Annotated in this window: 20 protein-coding genes; 9 read left to right on the forward strand and 11 right to left on the reverse strand. The window is 67.2% G+C overall.

Features of this window, described 5'->3' with window-relative positions; all coding sequences use genetic code 11:
- Nucleotides 1-8 precede the first annotated feature (8 nt).
- Both AC6LKG_RS15025 and AC6LKG_RS15030 read right to left on the reverse strand, forming a co-directional pair.
- A complete protein-coding gene (locus AC6LKG_RS15025) occupies nucleotides 9-2939 on the reverse strand; it encodes a ribonucleoside-diphosphate reductase subunit alpha (protein WP_498165487.1) in 2931 nt (976 codons plus the stop codon).
- 305 nt (nucleotides 2940-3244) lie between these two features.
- Nucleotides 3245-6751 carry an indolepyruvate ferredoxin oxidoreductase family protein gene (locus AC6LKG_RS15030; protein WP_498165532.1) on the reverse strand — a complete coding sequence of 1169 codons (3507 nt, stop codon included), beginning with the start codon at nucleotides 6749-6751 and terminating at the stop codon, nucleotides 3245-3247.
- 138 nt (nucleotides 6752-6889) lie between these two features.
- Here AC6LKG_RS15030 and AC6LKG_RS15035 point away from each other — a divergent pair, with 138 nt between their 5' ends.
- A complete protein-coding gene (locus tag AC6LKG_RS15035) occupies nucleotides 6890-7339 on the forward strand; it encodes an Lrp/AsnC family transcriptional regulator (protein WP_049071146.1) in 450 nt (149 codons plus the stop codon).
- 264 nt (nucleotides 7340-7603) lie between these two features.
- Here AC6LKG_RS15035 and AC6LKG_RS15040 read toward each other — a convergent pair whose 3' ends face one another.
- Together AC6LKG_RS15040 and AC6LKG_RS15045 are read right to left on the reverse strand one after the other, a co-directional pair.
- Nucleotides 7604-8584 carry a Bug family tripartite tricarboxylate transporter substrate binding protein gene (locus AC6LKG_RS15040; RefSeq protein WP_498165488.1) on the reverse strand — a complete coding sequence of 327 codons (981 nt, stop codon included), beginning with the start codon at nucleotides 8582-8584 and terminating at the stop codon, nucleotides 7604-7606.
- 155 nt (nucleotides 8585-8739) lie between these two features.
- The gene (locus AC6LKG_RS15045) at nucleotides 8740-9588 is read right to left on the reverse strand and encodes an alpha/beta fold hydrolase (protein ID WP_498165490.1); all 849 of its coding nucleotides are present in this window, start codon (nucleotides 9586-9588) and stop codon (nucleotides 8740-8742) included.
- 74 nt (nucleotides 9589-9662) lie between these two features.
- Between AC6LKG_RS15045 and AC6LKG_RS15050 the strand changes: the two genes are divergently transcribed.
- From AC6LKG_RS15050 to AC6LKG_RS15060, 3 genes are all read left to right on the forward strand, one after another.
- Entirely contained in the window at nucleotides 9663-10562 is a 900-nt protein-coding gene (locus AC6LKG_RS15050) for a LysR family transcriptional regulator (RefSeq protein WP_498165491.1), read from the forward strand.
- A 189-nt stretch (nucleotides 10563-10751) separates the two neighbouring features.
- On the forward strand, nucleotides 10752-11258 hold the full coding sequence (locus tag AC6LKG_RS15055; RefSeq protein ID WP_498165493.1) for a hypothetical protein: 507 nt from the start codon (nucleotides 10752-10754) through the stop codon (nucleotides 11256-11258).
- Nucleotides 11259-11387: 129 nt separating this feature from the next.
- Nucleotides 11388-12581 carry an MFS transporter gene (locus AC6LKG_RS15060; RefSeq protein ID WP_498165494.1) on the forward strand — a complete coding sequence of 398 codons (1194 nt, stop codon included), beginning with the start codon at nucleotides 11388-11390 and terminating at the stop codon, nucleotides 12579-12581.
- Nucleotides 12582-12686: 105 nt separating this feature from the next.
- On the opposite strand, the gene gltX is transcribed toward AC6LKG_RS15060, so the two are convergent.
- Nucleotides 12687-14093, reverse strand: coding sequence for a glutamate--tRNA ligase (gene gltX / locus AC6LKG_RS15065; RefSeq protein WP_498165496.1), 1407 nt, complete (start codon nucleotides 14091-14093; stop codon nucleotides 12687-12689).
- Nucleotides 14094-14213: 120 nt separating this feature from the next.
- Here gltX and AC6LKG_RS15070 point away from each other — a divergent pair, with 120 nt between their 5' ends.
- Nucleotides 14214-16655, forward strand: coding sequence for a bifunctional acetate--CoA ligase family protein/GNAT family N-acetyltransferase (locus AC6LKG_RS15070; protein ID WP_498165498.1), 2442 nt, complete (start codon nucleotides 14214-14216; stop codon nucleotides 16653-16655).
- A 47-nt stretch (nucleotides 16656-16702) separates the two neighbouring features.
- Here AC6LKG_RS15070 and AC6LKG_RS15075 read toward each other — a convergent pair whose 3' ends face one another.
- The 6 genes from AC6LKG_RS15075 to yjgA all read right to left on the reverse strand — a co-directional run bounded on the left by AC6LKG_RS15075 (nucleotide 16703) and on the right by yjgA (nucleotide 21613).
- Nucleotides 16703-17395 carry an isochorismatase family protein gene (locus AC6LKG_RS15075; RefSeq protein WP_498165500.1) on the reverse strand — a complete coding sequence of 231 codons (693 nt, stop codon included), beginning with the start codon at nucleotides 17393-17395 and terminating at the stop codon, nucleotides 16703-16705.
- 9 nt (nucleotides 17396-17404) lie between these two features.
- On the reverse strand, nucleotides 17405-18241 hold the full coding sequence (locus tag AC6LKG_RS15080; RefSeq protein WP_498165502.1) for an ABC transporter permease: 837 nt from the start codon (nucleotides 18239-18241) through the stop codon (nucleotides 17405-17407).
- A 3-nt stretch (nucleotides 18242-18244) separates the two neighbouring features.
- Nucleotides 18245-19057 carry an ABC transporter ATP-binding protein gene (locus AC6LKG_RS15085; RefSeq protein WP_498165504.1) on the reverse strand — a complete coding sequence of 271 codons (813 nt, stop codon included), beginning with the start codon at nucleotides 19055-19057 and terminating at the stop codon, nucleotides 18245-18247.
- Nucleotides 19054-20073, reverse strand: coding sequence for an ABC transporter substrate-binding protein (locus AC6LKG_RS15090; protein ID WP_498165506.1), 1020 nt, complete (start codon nucleotides 20071-20073; stop codon nucleotides 19054-19056). The genes AC6LKG_RS15085 and AC6LKG_RS15090 overlap by 4 nt, the downstream gene beginning before the upstream one ends.
- A 302-nt stretch (nucleotides 20074-20375) precedes the next feature.
- Entirely contained in the window at nucleotides 20376-21053 is a 678-nt protein-coding gene (locus AC6LKG_RS15095; RefSeq protein WP_498165508.1) for an alpha/beta hydrolase, read from the reverse strand.
- Nucleotides 21054-21064: 11 nt separating this feature from the next.
- The gene (yjgA, locus tag AC6LKG_RS15100) at nucleotides 21065-21613 is read right to left on the reverse strand and encodes a ribosome biogenesis factor YjgA (RefSeq protein ID WP_498165510.1); all 549 of its coding nucleotides are present in this window, start codon (nucleotides 21611-21613) and stop codon (nucleotides 21065-21067) included.
- A 58-nt stretch (nucleotides 21614-21671) separates the two neighbouring features.
- Between yjgA and pmbA the strand changes: the two genes are divergently transcribed.
- The 4 genes from pmbA to AC6LKG_RS15120 all read left to right on the forward strand — a co-directional run bounded on the left by pmbA (nucleotide 21672) and on the right by AC6LKG_RS15120 (nucleotide 26933).
- Nucleotides 21672-23036, forward strand: a complete 1365-nt coding sequence (gene pmbA, locus AC6LKG_RS15105; RefSeq protein ID WP_498165512.1) for a metalloprotease PmbA — start codon at nucleotides 21672-21674, stop codon at nucleotides 23034-23036.
- 238 nt (nucleotides 23037-23274) lie between these two features.
- Nucleotides 23275-24393: a TRAP transporter substrate-binding protein gene (locus tag AC6LKG_RS15110; RefSeq protein ID WP_498165514.1), complete on the forward strand. Its 1119-nt coding sequence runs from the start codon at nucleotides 23275-23277 to the stop codon at nucleotides 24391-24393.
- A gap of 254 nt (nucleotides 24394-24647) precedes the next feature.
- Nucleotides 24648-25802 (forward strand): ABC transporter substrate-binding protein, encoded by a 1155-nt coding sequence (locus AC6LKG_RS15115; RefSeq protein WP_498165516.1) that lies wholly within the window; start codon nucleotides 24648-24650, stop codon nucleotides 25800-25802.
- Nucleotides 25803-26051: 249 nt separating this feature from the next.
- Nucleotides 26052-26933: a branched-chain amino acid ABC transporter permease gene (locus tag AC6LKG_RS15120; protein WP_498165518.1), complete on the forward strand. Its 882-nt coding sequence runs from the start codon at nucleotides 26052-26054 to the stop codon at nucleotides 26931-26933.
- The last annotated feature ends 2 nt before the right edge of the window (nucleotides 26934-26935 follow it).

Below are 26935 nucleotides of genomic sequence, written 5' to 3' on the forward strand. Positions count from 1 at the left end.
GGAGGCGGTTATTGGCAGGCTTCGCACTCTTCGAAGCCGGGGTCGCCCGGCCGCATGGTGCAAACCGCCCCGAGAACTTCGGGTTCCGGCAAAACAGGTGCAGCGGACACGGGAGCGGAGGCGGACGTGCCACCGGCGCTGACGGCGTTCAGTTCGCCGCCGCGTCCCGTCGACTTCTCGGCGCTGGTGGCGCCAAGGGTACGCAGGTAATAGGTCGTCTTCAGGCCACGCTTCCAGGCCAGCTTGTAGGTGTCGTCCAGCTTCTTGCCGGAGGCGCCGGCCATGTAGATGTTCAGCGACTGGGCTTGATCGATCCACTTCTGGCGACGCGAGGCGCATTCCACCAGCCAGCTCGGTTCGACTTCGAACGCGGTGGCGTAGAGTTCGCGGAGTTCGGAAGGTACGCGATCGATGCGGGACAGGCTGCCGTCGAAGTACTTGAGGTCGGCGACCATGACTTCGTCCCAGAGACCGAGTTTCTTCAGGTCACGCACGAGGTAATCGTTAACGACCGTGAACTCGCCGGAGAGATTCGATTTGACGTACAAGTTCTGGAAAGTGGGTTCGATGCACGCAGATACACCAATGATATTGGAAATAGTCGCGGTTGGGGCGATTGCGATGCAATTGGAGTTGCGCATGCCATGTTGTTTGATGCGCGCGCGCAACGCATCCCAATCGAGCGTGCTCGACTCATCGACCTCGACATGACCACCGCGTTCGTCACGCAGCATCTTCAATGTGTCTTGCGGCAGGATGCCACGCGACCACAGCGAGCCTTCGTACGTTTGATAGCGGCCGCGTTCTTCGGCCAGCAGGCTCGAGGCCCAGTAGGCGTGATAGCACACCGCTTCCATCGAACGATCGGCGAATTCGACGGCGGCTTGCGACGCGTAAGGCACGCGCATCATCTGCAGGCAGTCCTGGAAACCCATGATGCCCATGCCCACCGGACGATGGCGCGCGTTGGAATTGCGGGCCTTGTCGACGGCGTAGTAGTTGATGTCGATGACGTTGTCGAGCATGCGCATGGCGATGCTGACGGTGCGCTTGATCTTGTCGTGGTCGAGTTCGAAACCGCCGCCGGCGGCCGGCTTCATGTGCGCGACCAGGTTCACCGAACCCAGGTTGCAAACCGCGATTTCCGATTCGTTGGTGTTCAGCGTGATCTCGGTGCACAGGTTCGAGCTGTGGACCACGCCGACGTGTTGCTGCGGCGAACGGATGTTGCACGGATCCTTGAACGTGATCCAGGGGTGGCCGGTTTCGAACAGCATCGACAGCATCTTGCGCCACAGGGTCAGCGCCGGCATCTTCTTGAACAGCTTCAGGTCGCCGCTGGCGACGCGCGCTTCATAGCCGACGTAGGCTTCTTCGAAGGCCTTGCCGTACTTGTCGTGCAGGTCGGGGCAGTCGGACGGCGAGAACAGCGTCCATTCGCCGCCTTCCATGACGCGCTTCATGAACAGGTCGGGAATCCAGTTCGCCGTGTTCATGTCGTGGGTGCGGCGACGCTCGTCGCCGGTGTTCTTGCGCAGTTCGAGGAATTCCTCGATGTCCAGGTGCCACGATTCCAGGTAGGTGCAGACCGCGCCCTTGCGCTTGCCGCCCTGGTTCACCGCCACGGCGGTGTCGTTGACGACCTTCAGGAACGGCACCACGCCCTGGCTTTCGCCGTTGGTGCCCTTGATGTGGCTGCGCAGCGCGCGCACCGGGGTCCAGTCGTTGCCCAGGCCGCCGGCGTACTTGGCCAGCAGCGCGTTTTCCTTGATGGCGTCGTAGATGCCTTCCAGGTCGTCGGAGACGGTGGTCAGGTAGCACGACGACAGTTGCGAGTGCAGGGTGCCCGAGTTGAACAGCGTCGGCGTCGAACTCATGAAGTCGAATGACGACAGGATTTCGTAGAACTCGATGGCGCGGGCTTCGCGGTCGGCTTCGCGCAGCGCCAGGCCCATGGCCACGCGCATGAAGAACACCTGCGGCAGTTCGATGCGGGTGCCGCGGATGTGCAGGAAGTAGCGGTCGTACAGGGTTTGCAGGCCGAGGTAGCCGAACTGCAGGTCGCGCTTGGCGTTCAGCGCCTTGCCCAGCTTGGTCAGGTCATAGCTGGCCAGGTCGGGCGACAGCAGGCCGCCTTCGATGCCGCGGGCGATGAAGGTGGGGAAGTATTCGGCGTAGCGGGCAGCCATGCCGTCCTGCGAGACTTCCTCGCCCAGCACTTCCTTGCGGATCGTGTGCAGCAGCAGGCGGGCGGTGACCTGGCTGTAGGCCGGGTCCTTCTCGACCAGCGCGCGCGCCGACAGGATGGCGGACTTGAACACTTCGTCGACGGGGATGCCGTCGTACAGGTTCTTGACCGTTTCCTTCAGGATGGCTTCGGAGTCGATGAACTCGGCCAGGCCTTCACCGGCGGCGACGATGGTGGCGCGCAGTTCGGCGATGTCCAGCGGACGGCGGACACCCGCGTCCGTGACGTGCAGCACATGTTCCTGCGGCGCGGCGTCGGTCTTTTGCTGGCCTTCGGCGGCCGCGGCGGCGGCGCGTTCCTGGGTGCGCTTTTCGCGATAGAGCACATAGGCGCGGGCGACGTCGTGCTGGCCCGAACGCATGAGGGCCAGTTCGACCTGGTCCTGCACGTCTTCGATATGGAAGGTGCCGCCACCCGGGCGGTTGCGCACCAGCGCGTTGACGGCCTGGGTGGTCAGTTGTTCAACCAGCTCGCGCACGCGGGCCGAGGCCGCGCCCTGGCCGCCGTTGACGGCCAGGAAGGCCTTGGTCATGGCGATGGCGATCTTGCCGGGTTCGAACCCGACCACCGAGCCATTGCGGCGGATGATGTTGTAGCTGGCCCATTGCCCGCCGTTGGCGTCGGCCGGGGAATCGGATTGAGAGGGCGGCACGGCCGAGGGCCGGGTCACAGAGGCGATCGTAGTCTGCATGGAAGCTCCTGTGCGAAAAGCGCGTAGATAGCGACATGACGACGTCATGTCAGGTACGAAATCTGGATCTTATTGAGGGGGGTCGCAACGCTTGGACGGACGAATCCGTGTGGCGTGGCCGACGAGTATCAGCGGTTAGGCGACCACAACATGTAGTGTAGCACCCCTCGTTGGACACTAATTCTAGTGATCGAGTACGACAGCTACAAGAAGAAGATAGGATCAGGTTCCCAAAACATTGTTACTAAATGCACTGGGCGCGCCTAGCAAGGCGCGCCCAGGAGAATGCCGCTCAGCGCGAGTGTTTATGCGGTTTTCCGCAGGGGTACATCGCGCGGGGCAGGCGCCGTATAGCTTTGCATCAAGCGGGCCAGCTCCGTCCTGTACTTGTCGACGTTGGCGGCCTTCACATGGCCAAAGCCGCGGATGGTTTCTGCAAGGGCCGCGATTGTAGCCGCTTGCGCCAGGTTGTCGCGATTCAACCCTGCCAGCAACTGATCTATGGTCTGGCGGTACTCGCCCACCAGTGCGCGTTCCATCTTGCGCTCGGCGGTGTGGCCGAACGGATCGAACCAGGTGCCGCGCAGGCGCTTGAATCGGGTCAGCAGCTTGAGCGCGGTCATGGTGCGCGGGCCCAGCGTGATCTTGCGCGGCACGCCGGTGCGCGGGTCCTTGCGCGCGAAGATCGGCGGCGCCATGTGGAAGCGCAGGCTGTAGTCGCCTTCGAACTGGCCCTTGAGCTGGGCCTGGAAGGCTTCGCCGGTATAGAGGCGGGCGACTTCGTATTCGTCCTTGTAGGCCATCAGCTTGAACAGGCCGCGCGCCACCGCCATGGCCAGGCGCGGCGTCCTGGCGTCGGGCGCCAGCTCGCGTTCGCGCGCGGCGACGCGCTCGACCACGTCGCGATAGGCCTGGGCGTAGGCGGCGTCCTGGTAAGCGGTCAGGTCCTCGACGCGGCGCGCCACGGCGCGCTCGAACGTTTCCGGCACATGCAGTTGCACCACCTGGGCGCGCGGGCGCAGCGCGCCGTCCAGCGCGTCGGGCTGGTGCGCGGCCAGGCGGCCGCTGTCGAACGCGGCGCGGTTGGCGGCCACGGCGACGCCGTTCAGTTCGATGGCGCGGTTGATGGCGGCCTGCGACAGCGGCACGCCGCCGCGCTGCCAGGCGTAGCCCAGCATGAACATGTTCGACAGGATGCTGTCGCCGAACAGGGCCAGCGCGGCCTCGTGCGCGTCGATGGCGGCGGTGTGATCGTCGCCCGCGGCGTGGCGGATCTTGGCCAGCAGCGCTTCCGGCCGCATGGCGGCATCCGGATTGCGGGTGAAGTCGGACACCGGCGCGACGTAGGTGTTGACGGTGACCTGGGTGTGGCCGCGGCGCAGCGCGCCGAGCGAATCGGGCGCGACGGCGGCGACGGGGTCGCACAGGATGGCGGCGTCGGCTTGCTGCCAGTCCAGGCGCACCGGGCCGGCGGCCGCGCCCGCGGGCGCCAGGCGGATGTGGCTGACCACCGTGCCGCCTTTCTGCGCCAGGCCGGTCAGGTCCAGCACAGCGGCCGACAGGCCTTCCAGGTGCGCGGCCATCGAGACGATGGCGCCGATGGTGATGACGCCGGTGCCGCCCATGCCCGCCACCAGCAGGCGGTAGGGACGCTCCAGTGCCGGCGGTTGCGGCAGCGGCAGTTGCTGGATCAGGCGTTGCAGGCGTTCCTGGTCGGCCTTGGGCGCGGCGCTCTTTCTGGGCTTGCCGCCCATGACGGAGACGAAGCTGGGGCAGAAGCCTTCGGCGCAGGAGTAGTCCTTGTTGCAACTGGACTGGTCGATGGCGCGCTTGCGGCCGTAGGGTGTTTCCAGCGGCACCACCGACAGGCAGTTCGATTTCACGCCGCAGTCGCCGCAGCCTTCGCACACGGCGCTGTTGATGAGCATGCGGCGGGCCGGATCGGGGGACTGGTTCTTCTTGCGGCGGCGGCGCTTTTCGGCGGCGCAGGTCTGGTCGTGGATCAGCACGGTGACGCCGGGGATCTCGCGCAGCTCGCGCTGCAGGGCGTCGAGTTCGCGGCGGTGGTGCACCTTGATGCCGGCGCCCAGGTCCACGCCCCGGTATTTCTCGGGCTCGTCGCTGGTGACGACGATGCGGGCGACGTTTTCGCCGCGCAGTTGCTGGCAGATCTGCGGCACCGAGATAGGACCGTCCACCGGCTGGCCACCGGTCATGGCGACGGCGTCGTTGAACAGGATCTTGTAGGTGATGTTGGCCTTGGCGGCCACCGCCTGGCGGATCGCCAGGTAGCCGGAGTGGTAGTAGGTGCCTTCCCCCATGTTCTGGAAGATATGCGGCATCCTGGTGTAGCGCGACAGGCCGATCCAGTCGACCCCTTCGCCGCCCATCTGGGTCAGGCCGCCGGTGTCGCGGTCCATCCAGGCGGCCATGTAGTGGCAGCCCACGCCCGACAGCGCCTGGCTGCCTTCCGGCACCTTGGTCGAGGTGCTGTGCGGACAGCCGGAACAGAAATAGGGGCGGCGGCGCATGCCGTCGGCGTCGTTGGACAGCATGTCCTGGCAGTCGAAGGTGGCCAGGTCGACGCCGGGCTGCAGGCCGGCGCTGCGCGACAGCCATTGGGCCAGCGGCCGCGCCAGCAGGGACGGGCGCAGCTGGCCGGCGGACGGCACCAGCGCCTCGCCGTCGAAGCCCTTCTTGCCGACCACGGTGGCGCGCTCGGGCAGGTTGAACAGCAGGTCCTTGAGCTGGGTCTCGACCACGGCGCCTTTTTCCTCGATCACGAGGATGTGCGAGAGGCCGCGCGCGAAGTCGAGCATGCGCTCGGCGTCCAGCGGCCAGGTCAGGCCCGGCTTGTAGATGCGCACCGGCGCGTTGGCGGTGACGGTGTCCACGCCCAGGCGCGCCAGCGCTTCCATGGCGTCCAGGTGGGCCTTGCCGACGGTGACGATGCCGACGGTGGCCTTGGGCGCCGGACAGGTGAGGCGGTCGATGCTGTGGCGGCGGGCGAAGGCGGCGACCGCCTTCATGCGCAGGTTCATGCGGGTTTCGACCGCCAGCGAGAGGAAGTCGCGGGCGGAGTATTCCAGCGCTTCCGGCGGCAGGTCGGGATCGGCCGGCATGTCGTAGGCGCGCACCGGCGCGGGGGTGAACGAGTGGCCGCTTTCGATGGTCTCGGACACGGCCTTGAAGGCGACCCAGGCGCCGGAATGGCGCGACAGGGCCCAGCCCCACAGCGCGAAGGTCTCGTATTCGTCGATCGAGGCCGGGTGCACGATGGGCATCTGCCAGCCGATCAGCGAGGCTTCGCTGGCGTGCGGGATCGAGGAGGAGACGGCGGTGTGGTCATCGCCCACCACCACCAGCACGCCGCCGTGGCGCGAGGCGCCGGCGGCGTTGCCGTGGTGCAGGGCGTCGCCGGCGCGGTCCACGCCAGGGCCCTTGCCGTACCACATGGCGAAGACGCCATCGACGTTGCGGTCGGCGCGTACGCCGGCCTGCTGCGTGCCCATGACGGCGGTGGCGGCCATGTCTTCGTTGATGCCGGGCAGGAACGAGATCTGGTTGGCGTCGAGCGCCTTCTGCGCCTTCCACATCGCCATGTCGACGCCGCCCAGGGGCGAGCCGCGGTAGCCGGAGACGAAGCCGGCGGTGTTCAGCCCGCGCTCGCGATCGACGCGGCGCTGGGTCAGCATGATGCGCACCAGGGCCTGGGTGCCGGTCAGGAAGATGCGGCCGGTCTCGCGGGTGAGGTTGTCGGCGAGCTGGTAGTCGAGGTCCAGCGCGGGCTCGGGGGCGGGGGTGCCGTCCATCATGAATGCTCCTGTAGTCGGCACCATGATAGGTTCGCGAGGCATCGGGTTTATTGCGTTTTCGGATCGTGCAATCCCTATAATTCGCAATGAATATTTCGTTTTCGCGGGATTTCGACCCAAAAAGGAGACAAGACGATGGACAAGACCGATATCGGCATCCTCAAGGCCCTGCAGGAGGATGGCCGGGCCTCGGCGCAGCAGCTTTCAGAAAAGGTGGGGCTATCGGCGGCGCCGGTGTGGCGGCGGGTGAAGGCGCTGGAGGCCAGCGGCGTGATCCAGGGCTACAGCGCGCAGGTCGATCGCAGCAAGGTGGGGCTGGGCTGTATGTTCGCGCAGATCAGCCTGGAGCGGCATTCGGCGAATACGGTGGAGAACTTCGAGCGCTCGGTGCGGGATGCGCCGGAGATTCTCGAATGCTATGCGGTGACGGGGGATTCGGATTTTCTGCTCAAGATTCTTGTGGAGAGTCCGGAGGCTTATGACCGGTTCTTGCATCGGTTCTTGTTCAATATGCCTGGGATTCGGCAGACGCGGACGATTGTGGCGTTGCGGGAGATCAAGCATGAGTTGAAGTTGCCTTTGTAGGGCGGCTTCTTTAGCTGTTCTTGCGGCGGATTGGGTTCTTTAGCCGCGAGCGACGGGGCAGGCGGGGGGATGGCGGGGCTACGATTGCGGTCCGGAGCGTTCGCTCCGGACTTCCCCTTCGTCAACCTCGTCCAGGCCTACGGCCTTCCCTACGGTTTCCCTCGGGCGCATCTACACGCCCCGCCATCCCCCCGCCTGCCCCGTCACTCGCTCACGGTGAGACTTAATGGGCGCGTTTGGGATTGTCTCTATATATAGAGTGTCTTACTGGGGCTGGATGCCGGAGATTTTGATCCATTCCTTCCAGCGGGCGGTGTCTTCCTTGACGAAGGTGTCGAAGCGGGCGGTGTCCATGGCTTCGGGGGTAAGGCCGAGGGCGCGGAGTTTGTCGGCGGTGGCAGGGTCGTTGACGGCGGCCTGGGTGGCGGCGTTCATTTTGGCGACGATGTCGGGCGGGGTGCCGGCGGGGGCGGACAGGCCGAGCCAGCCGGCGACGACGAAATCAGGGTAGTAGGTCGACATGGTGGGAACGTCGGGCCAGGCGGGGTGACGCTTGGCGGCGGTGACGGCCAGCGGGGTGAGGCCCTTGCCGTCGATCTGGCCCATGGCGGTCAGGTAATCGACGAAGGCGAAGCTGATCTGCTTGCCGCGCAGGTCGGTGATGATCTGGGTGATGTTCTTGTAGCCGGCGCCACTGATATTGATAGCGGCGCGCTTCTTGAAGAGTTCGGACGGCACTTGCGAGGATGAACTGTAGTACCCGAAGAAGACTTCGCCCGGATGCTTCTTGGCATACTCGACCAGTTCGGGCACGGTGCGATAGGGGCTGTCCGGAGAAACGATGCCGACGGTGCCGAAGGTGCCGAGCATGCCGACCTGCACGAAGTCCTTTTGCGCGTCGTAGGGCAGGCGCTTGTAGAGGAACTGATTGGCGGCATGGGTGGAGTTGGTGGATAGCAGGAACGTGTAGCCGTCGGCGGGGGCGTTCTTGGCGGCGTTGGTGCCCACGATGCCGCCGGCGCCGGGCCGGTCTTCGACGATCACGGTCTGGCCGGTCCGCTGGCCCAGGAATTGGGCGAAGGTGCGCGCGGTCAGGTCGGCGGCGCCGCCGGAGGCCGACGGGACGATCAGCGTGATGGGTTTCTCAGGCCAGCCGGCGGCATGGGCCGCGCCGGCCAGCAGCAGGCTGGTGGCGGCGAGCAGGTGGCGCACCATAGGGCGGGGCGCGCGGGCGGGTCGGTTCATGGTTGTCTCCTTGGGGCGGCGGGGGCGCCGTCATGTTCTGTGGCTTGCGCCGTGATTCCCGGCGCCGCGCAGGCGCTGCGCGGGTCGGTCTGGTTGCGTGGGTCTGGGTGCTGGGCTCGTGGGGCTGGCGGAATGGCGGAAGGGGGCGCGGCCTGTCAGCCGAATTGCTGGCGGTACCAATCCAGGATCGCGTCGGCGCTGGCTCGCCACGGGTCGCCGTACATCATGCAATGCGGTTGTCCGGCGAGAACGGCATGGGAAAAGCCGAACAGGCGGGCAATGGCGCGGTCCTGGCCAGGCGGATGGCGGTCGTGTGTGTCCAGGCCGGCCTCCAGGCACAGGCCGGGCACGGTGATGGCGGCGGGATCGACCGGGACGCGCAGCAGGTAGCGGTCGTTGAGTACGCGCGGGCTTTCGGGATTGAGGCGTCGCAGCACGCTGCCGACGTCGCGGGTTGGCGCAGTGGCCAGGAAGCGGGCGCGGATTTCGCCGGCGGCCGGCGCGGCGCGCGCGATGCCGGCGGGCACCGGGGGCAGGCCCAGCGCGCCGGGCAGGTTGGCCGGCGGCGACGGCGCCATCAGCACCACGCCGGCAACGGCGCGTTGGCTGGCAGCCAGCAGCGCGGGCAGGGCGCCCATGCTGTGGCCCACCACCACGGTGTGCGCGTCCAGCAGGTCGAGCGCGCTGACCACGTCGGCGGCCAGGTCGGCGATGCCGGCGTCGACAAAGCCGGCGTCCTGCGGCAAAGGACCGTGACCGCGCAGATCGACGGCGGCGCAGGCCAGGCCGGCGCGGGCGAAGTAATCCAGGTAATGCGCATAGCACCAGGCGCCGTGATAAGCGCCCGGCACGAACAGCAGGCCGGGCCGCCCATTCGGCGCGGCGGCGGTCAGCAGCCGCCCCTGGCCGGCGGGGCGGGCGGGCAGCCGGTCGGCCAGGCTGAAGTCCAGTGGATCGACGGCGTGGGCGGCGGGGGAAAGGGTGGCGGTAGTCATTGCGGCCATGTTAAGGGCCGGCCTATGATGAGAAAACTTTATTTTTCCTATGATTTGATAAGTCTGTTAAATCAAGGATGCCGATGCCCGCCTTGCCCGAACTCTCGATTGCGCACTATCGCCATTTCCTGCTGGTGGCCGAATTGCGCAGCTTCCGCGCCGCCGCGGCGCGCGCCTTCCGCTCGCAACCGGCCCTGTCGTTGTCGATCCGCGAAATGGAGCAGCGCCTGGGTCAGCCGCTGTTCGAGCGTGGCAATGGCAATGCGCTGACGCGCTTTGGCCAGGATTGCCTGCCGCTGGCGCGCGAACTGGTGGAACACCATGACCGGGTGGCCGGAACGCTGGCGGGGCTGGCCAGCAACGAGGCCGGCACCTTGACCATGGCTTCAGTGGCGACCGTGGCGACGCATTGGCTGCCAGAGCTGGTGGCTGCCTACCGCGAGCGCTTTCCTGCGGTGGCGCTGCGCCTGTTCGATGACAACTCGGAGGGGGTGGAACGCATGGTCCTGGCTGGCGAGGTCGAGCTGGGCGTATGCAGCCCGGTGCTGCGCGACCGGCGGTTGGGATTCGAGCCGCTGCTGCGCGACGCCTTCGGCCTGGTGTGCCATCGTGGCCATCCGCTGGCGGGCCGCAAGTCCGTGACCTGGCGCGAGATCGCCGGGTTGCCGCTGGTGGGCACGGTGGCGCACCGCCAACTGGCGGATTATCCGCAGGCCGCGTTCATGATGGAACGCCAGGTGTTCGTGTCCAACATGATGTCGCTGCTGGCCATGCTGGAGCGCGGGGTGGGGGTGACGGTGCTGGCGCGGCTGGGGGTGCCGCCGGATTCGCCTGGTCTGGTTTTCGTGCCGCTGGCCCGGCCCCGCATCGAGCGCGAGCTGGGCATCACCCGCCTGGCCGGCCGCAGCCTGTCGCCAGCCGCGGCGCGCATGGAGGAAATGCTGCGCGCCAAGGCCGCGCGTGGCGTGCGCGATGTCGCTTGAATCCAACGCATTTTTGCGCGTCGAGGCCTTGAAACACGGGCTTTCCGGCAAGGATTGTTGCGCAATTGCACATGGCGCGGATCGTCGTTGATTCTTCATGCGCGCCTCTTTAGAGTGCGTGATGTTTGCCGCGCGAAAGGCGTGCCGGGTTGAGCGGCGCGGCGCGTCGACAGACGTGTTGAGGAAGTCATGAGCAGTGTGTATTTGCGTTCGGCGGGCGTGGCCTGCGCCCTTCTGGTCGTGGCCGGCTGCGCCACCAGGAAACCCGCCGCCATCACCGAGGCCCAGCCGGAAGCGCCGCCCAAGCCGGTCGCCTGCGTGCCCGCCAAGGGTGGCGATCCCATGATCGGCACCTGGTATTCGAATTCCAGGCCGAAGGGCGTCAGCGGTGACTTCCAGACGCTCACGGTGCTGTATGCCGACGGCCGCATGGCCTATGAAACTCAGTTGAAGATCGGCCGCAAGACGCGCCCGGCGCTGCGCGAGACGGGCTGCTGGAGCGTGGTGGATGGCATCTATACGATGCAGACCACGCAATCGAACGGCGAGGTCGTCGACGCCGCCGATCCGATCTATATCAATCGATATCGCATCGAGAGGGTCGAGCAGGCCAAATTGACGCTGCGCGAGCTCAAGAGCGGCGGTCAGGTGGTCACCGCGCGCCGCATGCCGCAGGGTTACCGCCTGCCATATTGATTGACCCGAGGGGCTTGGGTCCGCGCGCCGCGTTGCGCCGCGCGGACGGAACCCGGCGTCCGGCGTCGCCAAGCGGTCCGGGCTGCGGTAAGGTGCGGACTTCGTCCTCCATCCCGCCGCCGGCCCGTCATGCCCGCCCTCTCTTCCGAAGCGCGCGCCATTGCGCTGCTTGCCCTGGCCGCTTTCGTCAGCGCCAGCGCTTTCCGTATCTGCGATCCCATGCTGCCGCAGTTGGCCGCCGAATTCGGCGCCTCCACCGGCCAGGCCGCGCGCGCCGTGACCGCGTTCGCGGTGGCCTACGGCGTGTTGCAGATGTTCTTCGGCCCGGTCGGCGACCGCTACGGCAAGTACCGGGTCGTCAGCGTGGCGACCTTCGCCTGCGCGCTGGGCAGCGCGGGCGCGTTCATGGCCGAGACGCTGGACGTGCTGGTGTGGTGCCGTGCGCTGTCCGGGGCCGCCGGGGCCGGCATCGTGCCGCTGTCGATGGCCTGGATCGGCGACACCGTGCCCTACGAACGGCGGCAGGCAACGCTGGCGCGGTTCCTGACCGGCACCATCCTGGGCATGGCGGCGGGCCAGTTGGCCGGCGGCCTGTTCGCCGACACCCTGGGCTGGCGCTGGGCCTTCGCGGCGCTGGTATGCGGCTATCTGGTGGTCGGCACGTTGCTGCTGCGGGAAGTGCGGCGCCAGCGCGCGCTGGGGCTGGGCGTGGTCGATCCCGGCGCGGTACGCCAGGGCTTCCTGGCGCAAGCGCGGCTGGTGCTGGGCACGCCGTGGGCGCGCGTGGTGCTGGCCACGGTGTTCATCGAGGGCCTGCTGGTGTTCGGCGCCCTGGCGTTCGCGCCGTCCTACCTGCACGAGCGCTTCGATATTTCGCTGACCGCGGCCGGCGCGCTGGTGGCGGTGTACGCGGTGGGCGGGTTGCTCTACACGGTGGTGGCGGGCCGCATCCTCAAGCGGCTGGGCGAACGTGGCCTGGCGGTGGCGGGCGGGCTGGTGCTGGGCGTGGCCTTCCTGTCCTACCTGTTGGGGCCGGTCTGGGCATGGAGCCTGCTGGCCAGCGTGCTGGCGGGCTTCGGCTACTACCTGCTGCACGCGACCTTGCAGACCAACGCCACCCAGATGGTGCCGTCGGCGCGCGGCACGGCGGTGGCCTGGTTCGCCTCCTGCCTGTTCATGGGCCAGGCGGCGGGCGTGGCGCTGGCCGGCTCGGTGGTGGACGAGGCCGGCGCGGCGGTGCTGTTCGGCGGTTCGGCCGTCCTGTTGCCGCTGCTGGGCGCGTTCTTCTCGCGGGCCTTGAAGGCGCGGCCCAAGGCCGCCTAGGATGCCTGCCGCCACCTGGCGCCGGTGCGGTAACCGGCCCGCGAGGCCAAAGAAAAGCCCCGAACGGCCAGGCCGGACGGGGCTTTTTCGTGGACGGGCGTCCGATCAGATGGCGGCCAGGCGCTTGATCACGACGTCCTTGCCCAGCAGGGCCAGCACCGCGTCCACCGCGGGCGTCTGGGTCTGGCCGGTGACGGCCACGCGCAGCGGGATCGCCAGTTGCGGCATCTTCAGGCCGCGGTCGGCCAGCACGGCCTTGATCAGCGCCGAGACGGCCTCGCGGGTCCAGTCGGCGCCCTCGGCGCGCTGGGCGAAATCGGCCAGCGCCTCGCGCGCGGCGGGGGTCAGGTGCTGTTCGACCAGTTCCGGCGCGGCCGGCTTGAATTCGCCGCAGAACAGCATGGCGCCGTCGGCCAGTTGTTCCAGGGTCTCGGCGCGGTCCTTGAGCAGGCCCATCACGCCCGGCAGGTCGATCTTTTCCGGGTAGCCGCCGCGATGGGCGACGCGCGGCGCCACGCGTTCGGCCAGTTCGGCGTTGTCCATCTGCTTGATGTAGTGGGCGTTGACCCAGTTCAGCTTCTTCGGGTCCCACTGCGAGGCCGACTTGGACAGGTGGCGGGTGTCGAACCATTCCACCAGCTGGTCGCGGCTGAAGAGTTCGTCGTCGCCGTGGCTCCAGCCCAGGCGCGCCAGGTAGTTGATCATGGCCTCGGGCAGGTAGCCCTCGTTGTCGTACTCCATGACGTTGACCGCGCCGTGCCGCTTGGACAGCTTTTCGCCATCCGGGCCGAGGATCATGGGCACGTGGCCGTATTCGGGCAGGGTCGCGCCCAGCGCGCGCAGGATGTTGATCTGGCGCGGCGTGTTGTTGACGTGGTCATCGCCGCGCAGCACGTGGGTGATGCCCATGTCCCAGTCGTCCACGACCACGCAGAAGTTGTAGGTGGGGGTGCCGTCCGGGCGCGCGATGATCAGGTCGTCCAGCTCGGTGTTGTCGAAGCTGATGGGGCCCTTGACCATGTCGTTCCAGGCGGTGGCGCCGTCCTGGGGGTTCTTGAAGCGCACCACCGGCTTGCGGCCTTCGGGCACCGGCGGCAGGGTCTTGCCGGGCTCGGGGCGCCAGGTGCCGTCGTAGCGCGGCTTGTCGCCGCGGGCGCGGGCGGCCTCGCGCATGGCCTCGACTTCCTCGGGCGAGCTGTAGCAGTGGTAGGCGGTGCCGGCGGCCAGCATCTGGGCGACCACTTCGCGGTAGCGGTCCGTGCGCTGCATCTGGTAGAACGGGCCTTCGTCCGGCTGCATGCCGAGCCAGTCCATGCTGTCCAGGATGGCCTGCACCGCTTCCGGCGTGGAGCGTTCGACGTCCGTGTCTTCGATGCGCAGCACGAAGGTGCCCTTGTGGTGGCGCGCGAAGGCCCAGGAGAACAGCGCGGTGCGGGCGCCGCCCAGGTGCAGGAAGCCGGTGGGCGAAGGCGCGAAGCGGGTGCGGATGGGGGAGGAGGCGTTGGAGGTCATAGGTGGCAATGATAGCGGCTGCCGCGCCACGAAGCGGCGCCGGACTGGGCCTGGATCAAGCGGACGGCGGGGTTGTCTTGTTACGATGAACGCTATTTTAGATTAGTGCCTGTTCCCGCCATGCTGCGACATGCTCTTGCCCCGATGTTCGAACCCGGTTCGCTGGTGATCGTCGCCGATCGGCCGCTGCCGGCGGCGAATTCGCTGTCGCCCGCGCTCAAGGCGAAAACCACGGTGGTGGCCTGCGACCCTGGCGCCGCGCCCGAACTGCCGGAGACGCTTCAGGGGCTGGCCGCTGGCGAGCGGCCCGATCTGGCCCTGGTTTGCGTTTCGCCCGCCGTGCTGCCCGAGACCCTGCGCCGGCTGTCCCCGCTGGCCCCGCGCTCGGTCATCCTGTTGCCGCACGAGCTACCCGACCCGTACCCGCGCGGCACGCTGGCGTTGTGCCGCGCCTGGGCCGAGGAAAACCGCTGCGAATTGCTGGGGCCGCGCTCGTTCGGCGCGCAGCGCCCGCACGCCGGTCTGAACCTGAGCCAGCATCCGGTGCTGGCGCGCGCCGGCCGCGTGGCGCTGCTGGCGCAGTCGCGCTCCATCATGGCCGCCGTCATGGACTGGGCCGAGGACGTGCATATCGGCTTTTCCACCGCGGTGTCGCTGGGCGACGAGGCGGTGGTGCGCCTGTCCCAGGTGCTGGACTACCTGGCCAGCGACCCGCGCACCGACAGCATCGTGCTGTACCTGGAAGATGTGGGCTCGGCACGGGAATTCATGAGCACGCTGCGGGCCGCGGCCAGCGTCAAGCCGGTCATTGTGCTCAAGGCCGGCCGCGCCGACACCGACAGCGCCGACGCCATCTTCGACGCCGCCCTGCGCCGCGCCGGCGCGGTGCGGGTGCGCTACTTCGTGCAATTGTTCTCGGCGGTCAAGGTGCTGGGCTACACCCGCCGTCCCAAGGGCCGGCGCGTGGCGCTGATCTCCAACGGCAGCGGGCCGCCGCAACTGGCCATGGACCTGATCGGGCCCGACGCGGCGGTGCTGCGCGCCGAACTGGCGCCGGCCACGCAGCGCGCGCTGGCGGCGATGCTGGAGCCGGACGCGGCCAGCGCCAACCCCGTCATCACCTACGTGCCGCTGACGCCGGAACGCATCCGCGCCATTCTCGACGTGGTGCTGGACGACACTGGCGTGGACGGCGTGCTGGTGCTGCTGGCGCCCGACGCGCTGGCCGACATGCCGGCGGTGGCGCGCGAGCTGGCGCAGATCGCGCCCAAGGCCAGAAAGCCCGTGGTCACCTGCTTCATGGGCGATGCCGGCATGCGGCCGCTGCGGCGCATGCTGGATGATGCCGGCACCTCGGCCTTCCGTACGCCGGAGTCGGCGGCCGACGCCTTCGGCGTGCTGGCCACGCATCATTACAACCAGCAACTGCTGCTGCAGACCCAGCCGCCCGAGCCAGCCACCCATGTGCCCGACCTGGGCGCCGCCCGCGAGATCCTGGCGCGGGTGCGGGCCGATTGCCGGCGCGAGTTGAATACGTCCGAGGTCCGCGCGCTGCTGTCCTTGTTCTACGTGCCGCTGCGCGACATGCCGCTGGACGTGGCGGCGGCCGAGCCCGAATCCCGCCCCATGGCCATCCGGGTGCGGCGCGATCCGCAGTTCGGGCCGGTCATCCGCTTCGGCGCCGGCGGCCCGGACGCGGTGCTGTCGCAATCGGATCGCGGCATCGACCTGCCGCCGCTCAACGGCTTCCTGGCGCGCCAGATGATCGAGCGCAGCCGGCTGTGGCGTCGGGTGCTGGCGCCGCGCGTCGGCCACCTGGCCGCCGAGGCCTTGCAGCAGTCGCTGGTGCTTGTCTCGGAGATGGTGTCGGAGCTGCCGGACATCGAAACGCTCGACATCGATCCGCTGTATGCCGGCGAGACCCATCTGCGGGCCGGCGGCCTGCGCATGACGCTGGCCGAGAAGCCGGGCTGCGCAACACCACAGACTGCCGGCTATCCGCACATGGCGATCCACCCGTACCCGGCGCGCCTGGTGCAGGTGCGCCGTTTCGCCGACGGCATCCCGTGGGTGCTGCGGCCCATCCGCCCCGAGGACGGCCAGCCGCTGCAGGACTTCATCCGCGGCCTGTCCGAACGCTCGCGCTACATGCGATTCGTGTCGATGATGCGCGAGCTGACGCCGCGCATGGTGTCGCGCTACACCCAGGTGGACTACCACCGCGAGCTGGCGCTGGTGGCCGCCACCCAGGTGCCCAACCCGGCCAACCGCGGCCATCCGCACGAAGTGCTGGTGGGGTTTGCGCACTACCTGCGCAACCCGGACGGGCGCGGCGCGGAATACGCGCTGGTGATCGGCGACGACTGGCAGCGGCGCGGCCTGGGCCGCCAGCTGATGACCGCGCTGATCGACGCGGCGCGCGAGCAGGGGCTGGAATACATCGACGGCCTGGTGCTGTCGACCAACCGGCCGATGCTGTCGCTGATGACCAGCCTGGGCTTCACCAACGATCCGGATCCGGAAGATCCGACCATGCGGCGGGTCTGGCTCAACCTGCGCTGAGCGCCGCGGCCGGCGCGTGCCCGCGCCCGGCCGGGGCCATGCCGGCTTCAGGCCGTCTTGCGCGCGGCCTGCGCCGGCCGCAGCCGCGTCGCTACTTCATCCACCGATAGCACGTCGCCAAAGAACAGCAGCCAGCCATGCAGGGCGTTTTCGTGTTCGGCCGGCGTCACCGCCGCCAGCGCGTCGTCCACCATGATGGTGCGGAAGTCGCGCATCATGGCGTCGCGCGCGGTCGATTCGCAGCAGACGTTGGTGACCGTGCCGGCGATCAGCAGCGTGTCCACGCCGCGTCCGCGCAGCAGCGGCTCCAGTTCCGACGAACCCGTGGCCATGGCGCTGTAGAAGCGCTTGGTCACGCGCAGGTCGCTGTCGGCCGGCCGCAGGTCCGGATGCAGGGCGAAGCCCGGCGCATCGCGGCGCAGGGTTTCCAGGCGCCGCGCGCTGCGCTCGGGCGTCAGCATCACGCCGTGGTGGTGCGACCAGAAGGCGTCGGCGTTGTCCGAGGCGGTCTGCACCCAGACCACCGTGCCGCCGGCCGCGCGCACCGCGTCGCACAGGCGATTGACCGGCGCGATGATGCCGCGCGCCGCGGCGCATTCGCCCTGGTAGCCCGGAAGAGTGAAGTACTGCTGCATGTCGATCACCACTACCGCGGTGCGGGCACCGGGCAGGGTGTCATAGGGATGCAGGCAGCCCTGGCGGGCGATGACGCGGTCCTGGACCCATTGCGGAATCTGCATGGCGGTTCCTTATCCGTAGCGCCGCGCCACGGCGGCTTCGATGCGGTACACCACCAGGTACATGACGCTGGAGATCAGCGCCAGCATGGCGATGGCGGTCATGACGATGTTCAGCTTGAATACCTGGCTGCCGTTCATGATGAGAAAGCCCAGGCCCGAGTCGGCCGACTGGAACTCACCGACGATGACGCCCACCAGCGCCAGGCCGATGTTCATTTTCACGGCGGCAATCAGCGTCGGCACGCTGCCCGGCAGCACCACCTTGGTCAGCACCTGCCAGCGGCTGGCGCCGAAGGTGCGGGCCAGCTTGACCTTGTTCAGGTCGATAGCGCGAAAGCCGGCGTACACCACCATGATGGTCACGAACACCGCGATCGCCACGGCCATGCCGTAGACGGCGTAGTCCGAGCCCAGCCACAGGTAGAAGATCGGCACGAAGGCGATCTTGGGCATGGCATTGGCCACCACCAGGAAGGGGTCCAGCACCTTGTACAGGAAGTCCGACCACCACAGCGCGGCGGCGACGACGATGCCGATCGCCATGCTGAGCGTGAAGCCGACCAGCGTGGCCGACAGCGTGGTGGCGATATGGTGCGCCAGGTTGCCCTGGTTCCACAACTCCAGGAAGGTCGGCCACAGCGCGCTCGGATAGCTGGTCAGCAGCGGATTGAGGATGTGCATGCGCGGCAGGATTTCCCAGGCGCACAGGAACACCACCAGCAGCAGCGCCTGGGCGATGCGGATGTGGCGGCGGCGGGCGCGGTCGCGCCGCAGGTAGTCCAGGTACTTCTGGCTGGGCGCGGGCACGGCGCGCAGCGGCACGGTGTTGGCGACGGGTGCGTTCACGGCTCAACCCTCCACGTGGACATCCAGCTCGTCCCAGAGCTGTTTGAAATAAGCATTGAATTCCGGCCGGGAACGGGCCTGGAACGGGGTCGGGCGCGGGCCTTCCCCGTAATGGATGCGATATTGGCTCTTCAGGCGGCCGGGACGTCGCGACAGCACGATGACGCGGTCGGTCATGGCAATGGCTTCGCCGATGTCGTGCGTCACCAGGACCACCGTCTTGCCCTCGCGACGCAGGATGTCGACCACCTCGTCGGAAATCGCCAGCCGGGTCTGCGAATCGAGCGCCGAGAACGGTTCGTCCAGCAGGATCACGTCGGGCTCGGTGACCAGCGTGCGTGCCAGCGCGGCGCGCTGGCGCATGCCGCCCGACAACTGGCGGGGCGTGTGCGACAGGAACGCGCCCAGCCCGCATTTCTCCAGCAGGTGCACCGCGCGGGCCTCGCTGCGCGCATCGCGCCGGCCCTGGATCTCGGCGCCCAGCATGACGTTGTCGAGGATGCTGCGCCACTCGAACAGATAGTCCTGCTGCAGCATGTAGCCGATGCGCGGATTGGGCTCGGTGACCGCCTGGCCGTCGACCATCACCGAGCCCGATGTCGGCGCGTGCAGGCCGGCGATCAGCGACAGCAGCGTGCTCTTGCCACAGCCGCTCTGGCCGATCAGGCTGACGAACTCGCCCGGCGCCAGCGTGAACGACACCTTGGACAGGGCCTCGGTCTCGCCCTCGGGCGTAAAGTAGCTCAGACAGACATCGCGCAGCTCGATCTTGGCGGTGGCCGCTTCCGGTTTCAGGTTGTGGACAACGGCGTTCATTGCGGCACCTTCCTGGCGAAGTCCGTCACCACCACGTCCTCGTACTTGACGCGGGCGCTGTCCTTCATGACCGCGCTGGCCACCAGCATGTCCTGCAGCCGGTTCATGGCATCGGCGGTCACCAGCGGCGACGTCTTCCAGATCTGGTATTGCTTGTAGCGTTCGATGGCTTCGGTCACCGCTGCGCCATCCATGCCGGGGAAATAGGCCATGATCTGCGGCGCCAGCGTGGCGGCCGGCGTGTCCTGCACGTACTTTTCTGCGCGCGCCACCACATCGGTCCAGGCCTGGATCACCTTGGGGTTGTCGTGGATGTATTTGTCGGTGGCGGTGAACACCGTGTAGTCCACCTGGCCGACCTCGTGGCCGACCGAAGCCACGATGTAGCCCTTGCCGTTGCGCACCAGTTCACCGGCCTCGGGCTCCAGGAAGATACCGTAATCGCCCTGGCCGGCCATCCAGGCCCCGGCGCGCGCTGGAATGCCGATGTTGTTGAGTAGCTTGACGTCCTTTTGCGGGTCCAGACCGTGCTTGCGCAATGCCGTTTCCAGGAATACGACGGGATTCGAGCCGGGGCGGAAGCCGATCACCGCCTTGCCCTTGAGCATGTTCCAGTCGAATTTGTCGATCGGTTTGCGCGCCAGCAGGAAAAAACCATCGGTGGCGGTCAGGCCGGCGAAGATCTTCGGCTTGACCGGCGATTCGCTGTTCTGCACATAGATCGAGGCCTCCGGGCCGATCAGCACGATGTCGGCGCTGCCAGAGAGCAGGGCGGTCATGCCCTTGTCCGTGCCCTGCGAGGTTTTCATGGACACGTCCAGGCCGGCGTCCTTGAAGTAGCCCTGCGACAGGGCGACATACTTGGGCACGTAGAGGATGGAACGCACTACTTCTTCGTAGCGCACTTTGACGGGGGGATTCAGGGCCTCGCCGTGGCTGGCGAGAGGGGCGAGCGCGGCACTGAACGTGGCGAGCAGCGCGATGGCTGCCCGGCGGGGCAATGACAAGGGTTTCACGGGACTTTCTCCTGCGTCTGTATGCCTCGCCGGGACCCGGCGCGACACGGCCAAATGGGGATGGAGCGACTACAACAACAGGGAAGCCCGAACTTGGGTGGCCCGGGCCGATACGGCTTGGATCGAATACTATATTCAATACAAACGGGCGACAAGACTTTTGGGGATTGGTGTTTTCTCTATGAACGAGTGCATCCCCGCCGCGGAAAATCCGAGGCTGGGATACTACTTGGTATACAAAAGGGGGAGTCAGCCCGCCAGAAGATGTCGGCGGGCGGGCAGCGCGGCGGGTACCGCCGGCTTCAGGCCAGGACCTGATTCAGGAAGCGCGAGATATCGGCCACTTCCTCGGCGCAGACCGAGTGCGGCATGGGGTAGGTGTGCCAGCGCACGTCGTAGCCCAGGCGCTCCAGCTCGGCCCGCGAGGCCTCGGCGCGCGGCAGCGATACCACCGGGTCATACAGGCCGTGGGCCAGGAAGATCGGGGTGCGCTGGTTGGCCGGGGCGCGCTCGGCCTCGGCGCTGTCCAGCAGCGGCAGGTAGCCCGACAGGCCCATCATGCCGGCCAGCTTGTCCTGCAGCCGCAGGCCCGTGTGCAGGGTCATGGCGCAGCCCTGCGAGAAGCCCGCCAGCACGATGTTCGAGGTCGGGACGCCGCGCGCGTTCTCGCGCGCGATCAGCTTGTGGATCGCGGCTTCCGAGGCGCGGATGCCCTTGGCGTCTTCCACCCGCACCAGGTCCATCACCAGGATGTCGTACCAGGAGCGCATCGCCATGCCGTTGTTGATGGTGACGCGCTGCACCGGCGCATTGGGGAAGACGAAGCGCACGCCCAGGCCGGCCGGCAGGTCCAGTTCCGGCACGATGGGCGCGAAGTCGTTGCCGTCGGCGCCCAGGCCGTGCAGCCAGATCACGGCGTGCGTGGGGTTGGGGGCGGTTTCGATCTCGATGCTATCGAGCAGGTCGGTCGGGGCGTTCATGGACGGCGGAATCAGTGGGTGAGGGTCTTGAGCGCCTGGAACAGGGCGCGGTAGTGCTTTTTTTGCGGCTCCTGGCCCTGCAGCAGGGCGGCGTTGGCCGCCTTTTCCTTGCGCGCGGCGCGGATCACCGCGCGCAGTTGCTGCACATCGGCCTGCGGGTTGTCGTTCAGCAGCCTGGTCAACGCGTCGTCGTCGTCGAGCAGGCGGTCGCGCAGGGTTTCCAGGCGGTGCATGGCCGCGGTTTCCTCGCGCGAGCCGTTTTCCCATACATCGAGCTGGGCGCGGATCTCGTCGGCGGGGGCGTCGCGCATCAGCTTGCCCACGAAGTGGGTCTGGCGGCGCCGCCCTTCGCGGCTGGTGGTGCGCTGCGCCTCGCGAATCGCCTCGTAGAGGCGTTCGGCCAGGGGCAACTGCTTGAGGCGTTCGGGGGACAGTTCGATCAGTTGCTTGCCCAGGTCCAGCAGCGCGTGCATTTCGCGCTTGACCTGGGACTTGCTGGGACGATCGTAGCCGTTCTCGTCGTAGCCGTCGGTGGATTCTTCTTCGATTTGGGAATTCATGGAAAACTGCGCAATGACAGACTTGGCTATGATAACCGTCTCTGCAAATTGGACAGCAATGGTCAAATCCTCCTCCTCCTTGCCGCTGGCGGCCAATCACGCGCGTTTTTCCGAACTCGTCGAGCAAACCCTGGCCTACGCGCGCCAGATCGGCGCCTCGGACGCCGCGGCCGAAGTCTCCGAAAGCCTGGGCCTGTCGGTGTCGGTGCGCAAGAACGACATCGAGACCGTCGAACAGACCCGCGACCGCTCGCTCGACCTTACGGTCTACGCCGGCCAGAGCCGCGGCTCCGCCTCGACCTCCGACTTCTCCGAGGCCGCGCTGCGCCAGACGGTCGAAGCCGCCTGGCACATCGCCCGCCACACCGCCGCCGACCCGGCCGCCGGCCTGCCCGACGCCGACCAGTTGGCCACCGAATTCCCCGACCTCGACCTGCACCGCGCCTGGCCGGTTTCCACCGAGGAAGCCGCCGAGCTGGCCCTGCGCGCCGAGCGCGCCGCGCGCGAAGTCGATGCCCGCATCACCAACACCGATGGCGCCACGGTCGGCACCTACGAAGGCCAATTCGTCATGGGCAACACCCGTGGCTTCCTGGGCGGCTATCCATATTCGCGCCACAGCCTGTCGGTGGCGCCCATCGCCGGACGCGGCAACGGCATGCAGCGCGACTACTGGTACACCTCCGAGCGCGATCCGGCCAAGCTGGCCACGCCCGAGGCCGTCGGTCGCTACGCCGCCGAGCGCACCCTGTCGCGCCTGTCGGCGCGCCGCATCCGCACCGGCAAGTTTCCGGTGCTGTTCGAGGCGCCGCTGGCGCTCGGCCTGGTCGGCGCCCTGACGCAGGCCGCCAACGGCGGCGCGCTGTACCGCAAGGCCAGCTTCCTGCTCGACGCCCTGGGCAAGCCGATCTTCCCGGAACACATCAACCTGACCGAAGACCCGCACATCCGCGGCGCCATGGGCAGCTCGCCGTTCGACGACGAAGGCGTGCGCACCCGCAAGCGCAACGTGGTGTCGGCCGGCGTGCTGGAAGGCTATTTCCTGTCTTCCTACACCGCGCGCAAGCTCGGCATGCAGACCACCGGCAACGCCGGCGGTTCGCACAACCTGGTCTTCAGTTCCACGCTGACGCGCCGCGGCGACGATTTCGAGGCGATGCTCAAGAAGATGGGCACGGGCTTCCTGGTCACCGAGCTGATCGGCCAGGGCGTGAACTACGTCACCGGCGACTACTCGCGCGGCGCGTTCGGCTACTGGGTCGAAAACGGCCAGATCCAGCACGCGGTGCAGGAAGTCACCATCGCCGGCAACCTGTCGGACATGTTCCGCCAGATCGTCGCGGTGGGCGCCGACACCATCTCGCGCGGCACCAAGACCACCGGCTCGATCCTGATCGAGCAAATGGCGATCGCCGGGACCTGATCGTCCGCGCCCGCGCCACCTCGCCCGCCCAGGCGGGGCCTTCGGGGCCCGGGGGCGGGCGTTTTCATTGGCGTCGCCGGGAGGGCGGGCCGCGGGCGGCTCGCGCCAGCCGCGGCATCCTCGCCCGTCTTTGCAATCCTTTATCGCTTGGGAATTCCTCTAGCCGCCAGTGTCAATTGCAACGTGTAATATCCGGCGGGTATTGCTCAAACTCGTATCGCTGTAGAGGAGCAAAGAGATGCAACGACGTTCATTCTTGAAGCAGGCTGGCCTGGGGGCCGTGGCGGCGGGGGCAGCGGTCAGCGCACCCGCCCTGGCACAGGACTCGCCTTCGATCAACTGGCGCCTGGCGTCCGGCTTTCCCGCCGCGCTGGATCTGCGGGCCGGCGCCGCCGAGACGTTCTGCAAATTCGTCGCCGATGCCACCGGCGGCAAGTTCAGCATCCGCCCGCAGACCGAGGGGGAAATCGCGCCCACGGCCGAATTGATGGATGCCGTCGGCGCCGCCAAGGTCGAATGCGCCCACGTCTCCTCGGCCATCTACTTCGCCAGGAATCCCGCCTTCTGCTTCGATGCCGCCGTGCCGTTCGGACTCGAGGCCGGATCAATGGATGCCTGGATGCTCGAGGGCGACGGCCTGCGCCTGACGCGCGAACTGTTCAAGGCGCAGAAGATCCTCAACTTCCCGTTGGGCAACACCGGGCCGCAGATGGGGCTGTGGTCCAACCGCGAAATCAAGCGCGCTACCGATCTGAAAGACTTGAAGATGCGCGTCGATGGCCTGGCGGGCCTGGTCCTGGCGCGGCTGGGCGTGGTGGCGCCGCCGCCCGCAACGGACGAGCCGGCAGCCAAGAACGCCAAACCCGCAGAGGGCGCGGACAATGCGGGGCCGGATGCGGTGATCGGGGCAGGCGCCTACGACGATGCCAAGCTGGGTCTGAACAAGGCCGCCAGGTTCTATTACGGCCCGAGTTGGTGGGCCGCCAGCGAACAACTGTCGCTCTATATCAATGAAGCGGCATGGAGCCAACTGCCCAAGCACTATCAGGCGGTGATCGAGGCTGCCGCCCTGGCCGCGCACACCCGCTGCACGGCCGCCTACGCTGCCCGCAATCCGGCCGCGTTGGCCCAACTGGTGGCGGCCGGCGCCCAGGTGCGCGCCCTGCCGCGTTCGGTGCTGGACGCTGCCTTCGAGGCCACCCAGCAGGTCTACGCGGCGCTGGGCGAGAAAGATCCGAAGTTCAAGGCAATCCTCGACAACTACATGGGTTTGCGCGACAGCGCGATGCCGTGGTTCCGGCTGACGCAAGGCGCCTACGACCAATATCTGGGCGTGGCGTTGTCGGCGCGGGGGTGAGCAGGGCCGGGTGCCGAATGGCATTCGGCAGGAGGTGGGGTTTTCGCTGATAACCCCGTGTTTTTTACAAAAAAATGGGCGGTTTTGCGCCTTTTGTTGAACGGCATTCGAGTTTCGGCCTGATACAAAGGAGTAATATCCCGGGTCTTGACGCGCAAACGTGACGCCTTCAGGCGCCATTGGACGTCAATCCGGCGGGAACATCCGGCCTGGATAACCAACATTCCGAGACAGACTCTAAGGTGGTATCAACCATGCAATCGAAGACCAAGAAGCTGCTGGCCGCGCTGATCGCCGCCGGTATCGTCCCGGCTGCCAACGCGGCCGATATCAAGCTGGGCGTGGCCGAAGCCCTGTCCGGCGGCGCCGCGCAATACGGCGCGTCGATCCGCAACGGTTTCCAGTTGGCGGCCGACGAAATCAATGCCGCGGGCGGGGTCAACGGCAACAAGATCGTGCTGGTGATCGAAGACGAGCAGGGCAAGAAGGAAGAAGCCATCAACGTCTTCAAGAAGCTGATCTTCAAGGACAACGTCCTGATGGTCTTCGGCCCGACGCTGTCGAACTCGGCCCAGGCCGCCGACCCGGTCGCCCAGGCCGCCAAGACGGTCGCGTTCGGCACCTCCAACACCGCCGATGGCATCACTTCCATCGGCAACTACGTGTTCCGCAACTCGGTCACCGAAGCCGACGTGCTGCCGGCCACCATTGCCACCGTCAAGGCCAAGACCGGCCTGAAGAACGTGGCGGTGCTGTATGGCAACGACGACGTCTTCACCAAGAGCGGCTACGACAACTTCAAGAAGGCCCTGGAAGACCAGAAGATTCCGGTCACCACGACCGAAACCTTCGCCAAGGGCGACGTCGACTTCAAGGCCCAGCTCACCAAGATCAAGGGCACCAACCCCGACGCCATCGTGCTGTCGGCGCTGCTGGCCGAAGGCGCCCCGATCATGGTGCAGGCCCGCCAACTGGGCCTGAACGTGCCCGTCATCGGCGGCAACGGCATGAACTCGGTCAAGATCTTCGACCTGGCCCCCGGCGGCGCGTCGGACAACCTGTGGATCGGCAGCCCGTGGTCGATCGAGAACAAGGCCCCCGCCAACGTCAAGTTCATCGACGCCTACAAGGCCAAGTTCAACGGTGCGCCCGACCAGTTCGCGGCCCAGTCGTATGACGCCATGCACATCGTCGCCCAGGCGCTGAAGAACACCAAGCTGACCGGCGAGCTGGCCAAGGATCGCGCCGCCCTGCGCGATGCGCTGCCCTCGGTGCAATGGAGCGGCGCTACCGGCCCGTTCAAGTTCCGCCAGGCCAAGGACCGTGCCGGCAAGCCCGCCGGCTATGACGCCGACCAGGCCCCGATCGTCAGCGTCACCAAGAACGGCAAGTACGTCATCGAGAAGTAAGCAATCGGCATCCCCACGCGGGGGGATGCGCCTTGCGGGCCGCGGCCAGCCGCCGCCCGCAAGGCGCTTTTTATCGTAGGACTCCCCAGGAATAGAACGGCTCTCTCAGGGCGGCAGGTCCACGCAATGCGCGGCGTGGAAGGCCTTACACAGGCCTGCCCCGGGTCCCGAAGCCGAGCCTGGCGAGCGGCAAGTCCACGCAGGGGGCGCGGCGTGGGGGCTCTTTTTTGATTTGGAATATGTCCCATCATGTTGGAACAACAATTCGTTAACGCCTTGTCGCTGGGCTGTGTGTATGCACTGTTCGCGCTTGGCTTCACGCTGGTATTCGGCGTGCTCGGGGTCATCAACCTCGCGCATGGCGCCGTCTTCATGGTGGGGGCTTACGCGGCGCTCTCCGTGGTGCAGCATTTCGGTCTGCCCCTGTGGGCGGCGCTGATGGTGGCATTTTTCGTCGCCGGCTTCACCGGGGTCATCATCGACTACCTGGTGCTCAAGCCGCTGCGCAAACGCAATGCTCCGCACCTGATCCCCATGATTGCCACGATCGGCGTCGGCATCATCCTGAACAACGGCGCGCAAGGCATTTTCGGCGCGGGGAACCTGCGGTTTCCGCACGGCACCGTTCCCGAGGATGTGATCGAGATCGCCGGCCTGCACCTGACCGTGATCGAGCTGGGCATCATTTTCCTGTCGTTCGCACTCATGGCGCTGCTGATGTTCGTGATGCGTCGCACGCAGTTCGGCCGCGCCCTGCGCGCCATCGCCGAATCGCCCAAGGCCGCCTGGCTGCTGGGCATCAATGTCGAAAAGCTCTTCATCACCACCTCGTTCGCCGCCGCCGCCCTGGGCGGGGTCGCGGGCGTGCTGATCGGCCTGTACTCGAACGCGTTGTTCCCGCTGATGGGCCAGCCGATGCTGCACAAGGGCATCGCGGTCATCATCCTGGGCGGCATGGGCGACATCCGGGGCGCCATGCTGGGCGGGTTGTTCCTGGGCTTCGCCGAAGTGCTGTCGGTGGCCTATATCGGCTCCACCATGCGCGACGCGGTGGCATTCGGCCTGCTGTTCCTGATCCTGCTGGTGCGCCCGCAAGGTCTGTTCGGCAAAGTGGTTCAACGCAAGGCTTGAGT

The sequence above is a fragment of the Achromobacter sp. 46006 genome, from assembly GCF_059761975.1.

Coding starts and splice junctions, on each gene's coding strand:
- AC6LKG_RS15120 (WP_498165518.1), top strand. CDS start 26,052: ATGTTGGAACAACAATTCGTTAACGCCTTGTCGCTGGGCTGTGTGTAT.
- AC6LKG_RS15115 (WP_498165516.1), top strand. CDS start 24,648: ATGCAATCGAAGACCAAGAAGCTGCTGGCCGCGCTGATCGCCGCCGGT.
- AC6LKG_RS15055 (WP_498165493.1), top strand. CDS start 10,752: ATGAGCAGTGTGTATTTGCGTTCGGCGGGCGTGGCCTGCGCCCTTCTG.
- AC6LKG_RS15085 (WP_498165504.1), bottom strand. CDS start 19,057: ATGAACGCCGTTGTCCACAACCTGAAACCGGAAGCGGCCACCGCCAAG.
- gltX (WP_498165496.1), bottom strand. CDS start 14,093: ATGACCTCCAACGCCTCCTCCCCCATCCGCACCCGCTTCGCGCCTTCG.
- AC6LKG_RS15070 (WP_498165498.1), top strand. CDS start 14,214: ATGCTGCGACATGCTCTTGCCCCGATGTTCGAACCCGGTTCGCTGGTG.
- AC6LKG_RS15045 (WP_498165490.1), bottom strand. CDS start 9,588: ATGGCCGCAATGACTACCGCCACCCTTTCCCCCGCCGCCCACGCCGTC.
- AC6LKG_RS15025 (WP_498165487.1), bottom strand. CDS start 2,939: ATGCAGACTACGATCGCCTCTGTGACCCGGCCCTCGGCCGTGCCGCCC.
- AC6LKG_RS15050 (WP_498165491.1), top strand. CDS start 9,663: ATGCCCGCCTTGCCCGAACTCTCGATTGCGCACTATCGCCATTTCCTG.
- AC6LKG_RS15030 (WP_498165532.1), bottom strand. CDS start 6,751: ATGGACGGCACCCCCGCCCCCGAGCCCGCGCTGGACCTCGACTACCAG.
- AC6LKG_RS15110 (WP_498165514.1), top strand. CDS start 23,275: ATGCAACGACGTTCATTCTTGAAGCAGGCTGGCCTGGGGGCCGTGGCG.
- yjgA (WP_498165510.1), bottom strand. CDS start 21,613: ATGAATTCCCAAATCGAAGAAGAATCCACCGACGGCTACGACGAGAAC.
- pmbA (WP_498165512.1), top strand. CDS start 21,672: ATGGTCAAATCCTCCTCCTCCTTGCCGCTGGCGGCCAATCACGCGCGT.
- AC6LKG_RS15075 (WP_498165500.1), bottom strand. CDS start 17,395: ATGCAGATTCCGCAATGGGTCCAGGACCGCGTCATCGCCCGCCAGGGC.
- AC6LKG_RS15060 (WP_498165494.1), top strand. CDS start 11,388: ATGCCCGCCCTCTCTTCCGAAGCGCGCGCCATTGCGCTGCTTGCCCTG.
- AC6LKG_RS15095 (WP_498165508.1), bottom strand. CDS start 21,053: ATGAACGCCCCGACCGACCTGCTCGATAGCATCGAGATCGAAACCGCC.
- AC6LKG_RS15035 (WP_049071146.1), top strand. CDS start 6,890: ATGGACAAGACCGATATCGGCATCCTCAAGGCCCTGCAGGAGGATGGC.
- AC6LKG_RS15040 (WP_498165488.1), bottom strand. CDS start 8,584: ATGAACCGACCCGCCCGCGCGCCCCGCCCTATGGTGCGCCACCTGCTC.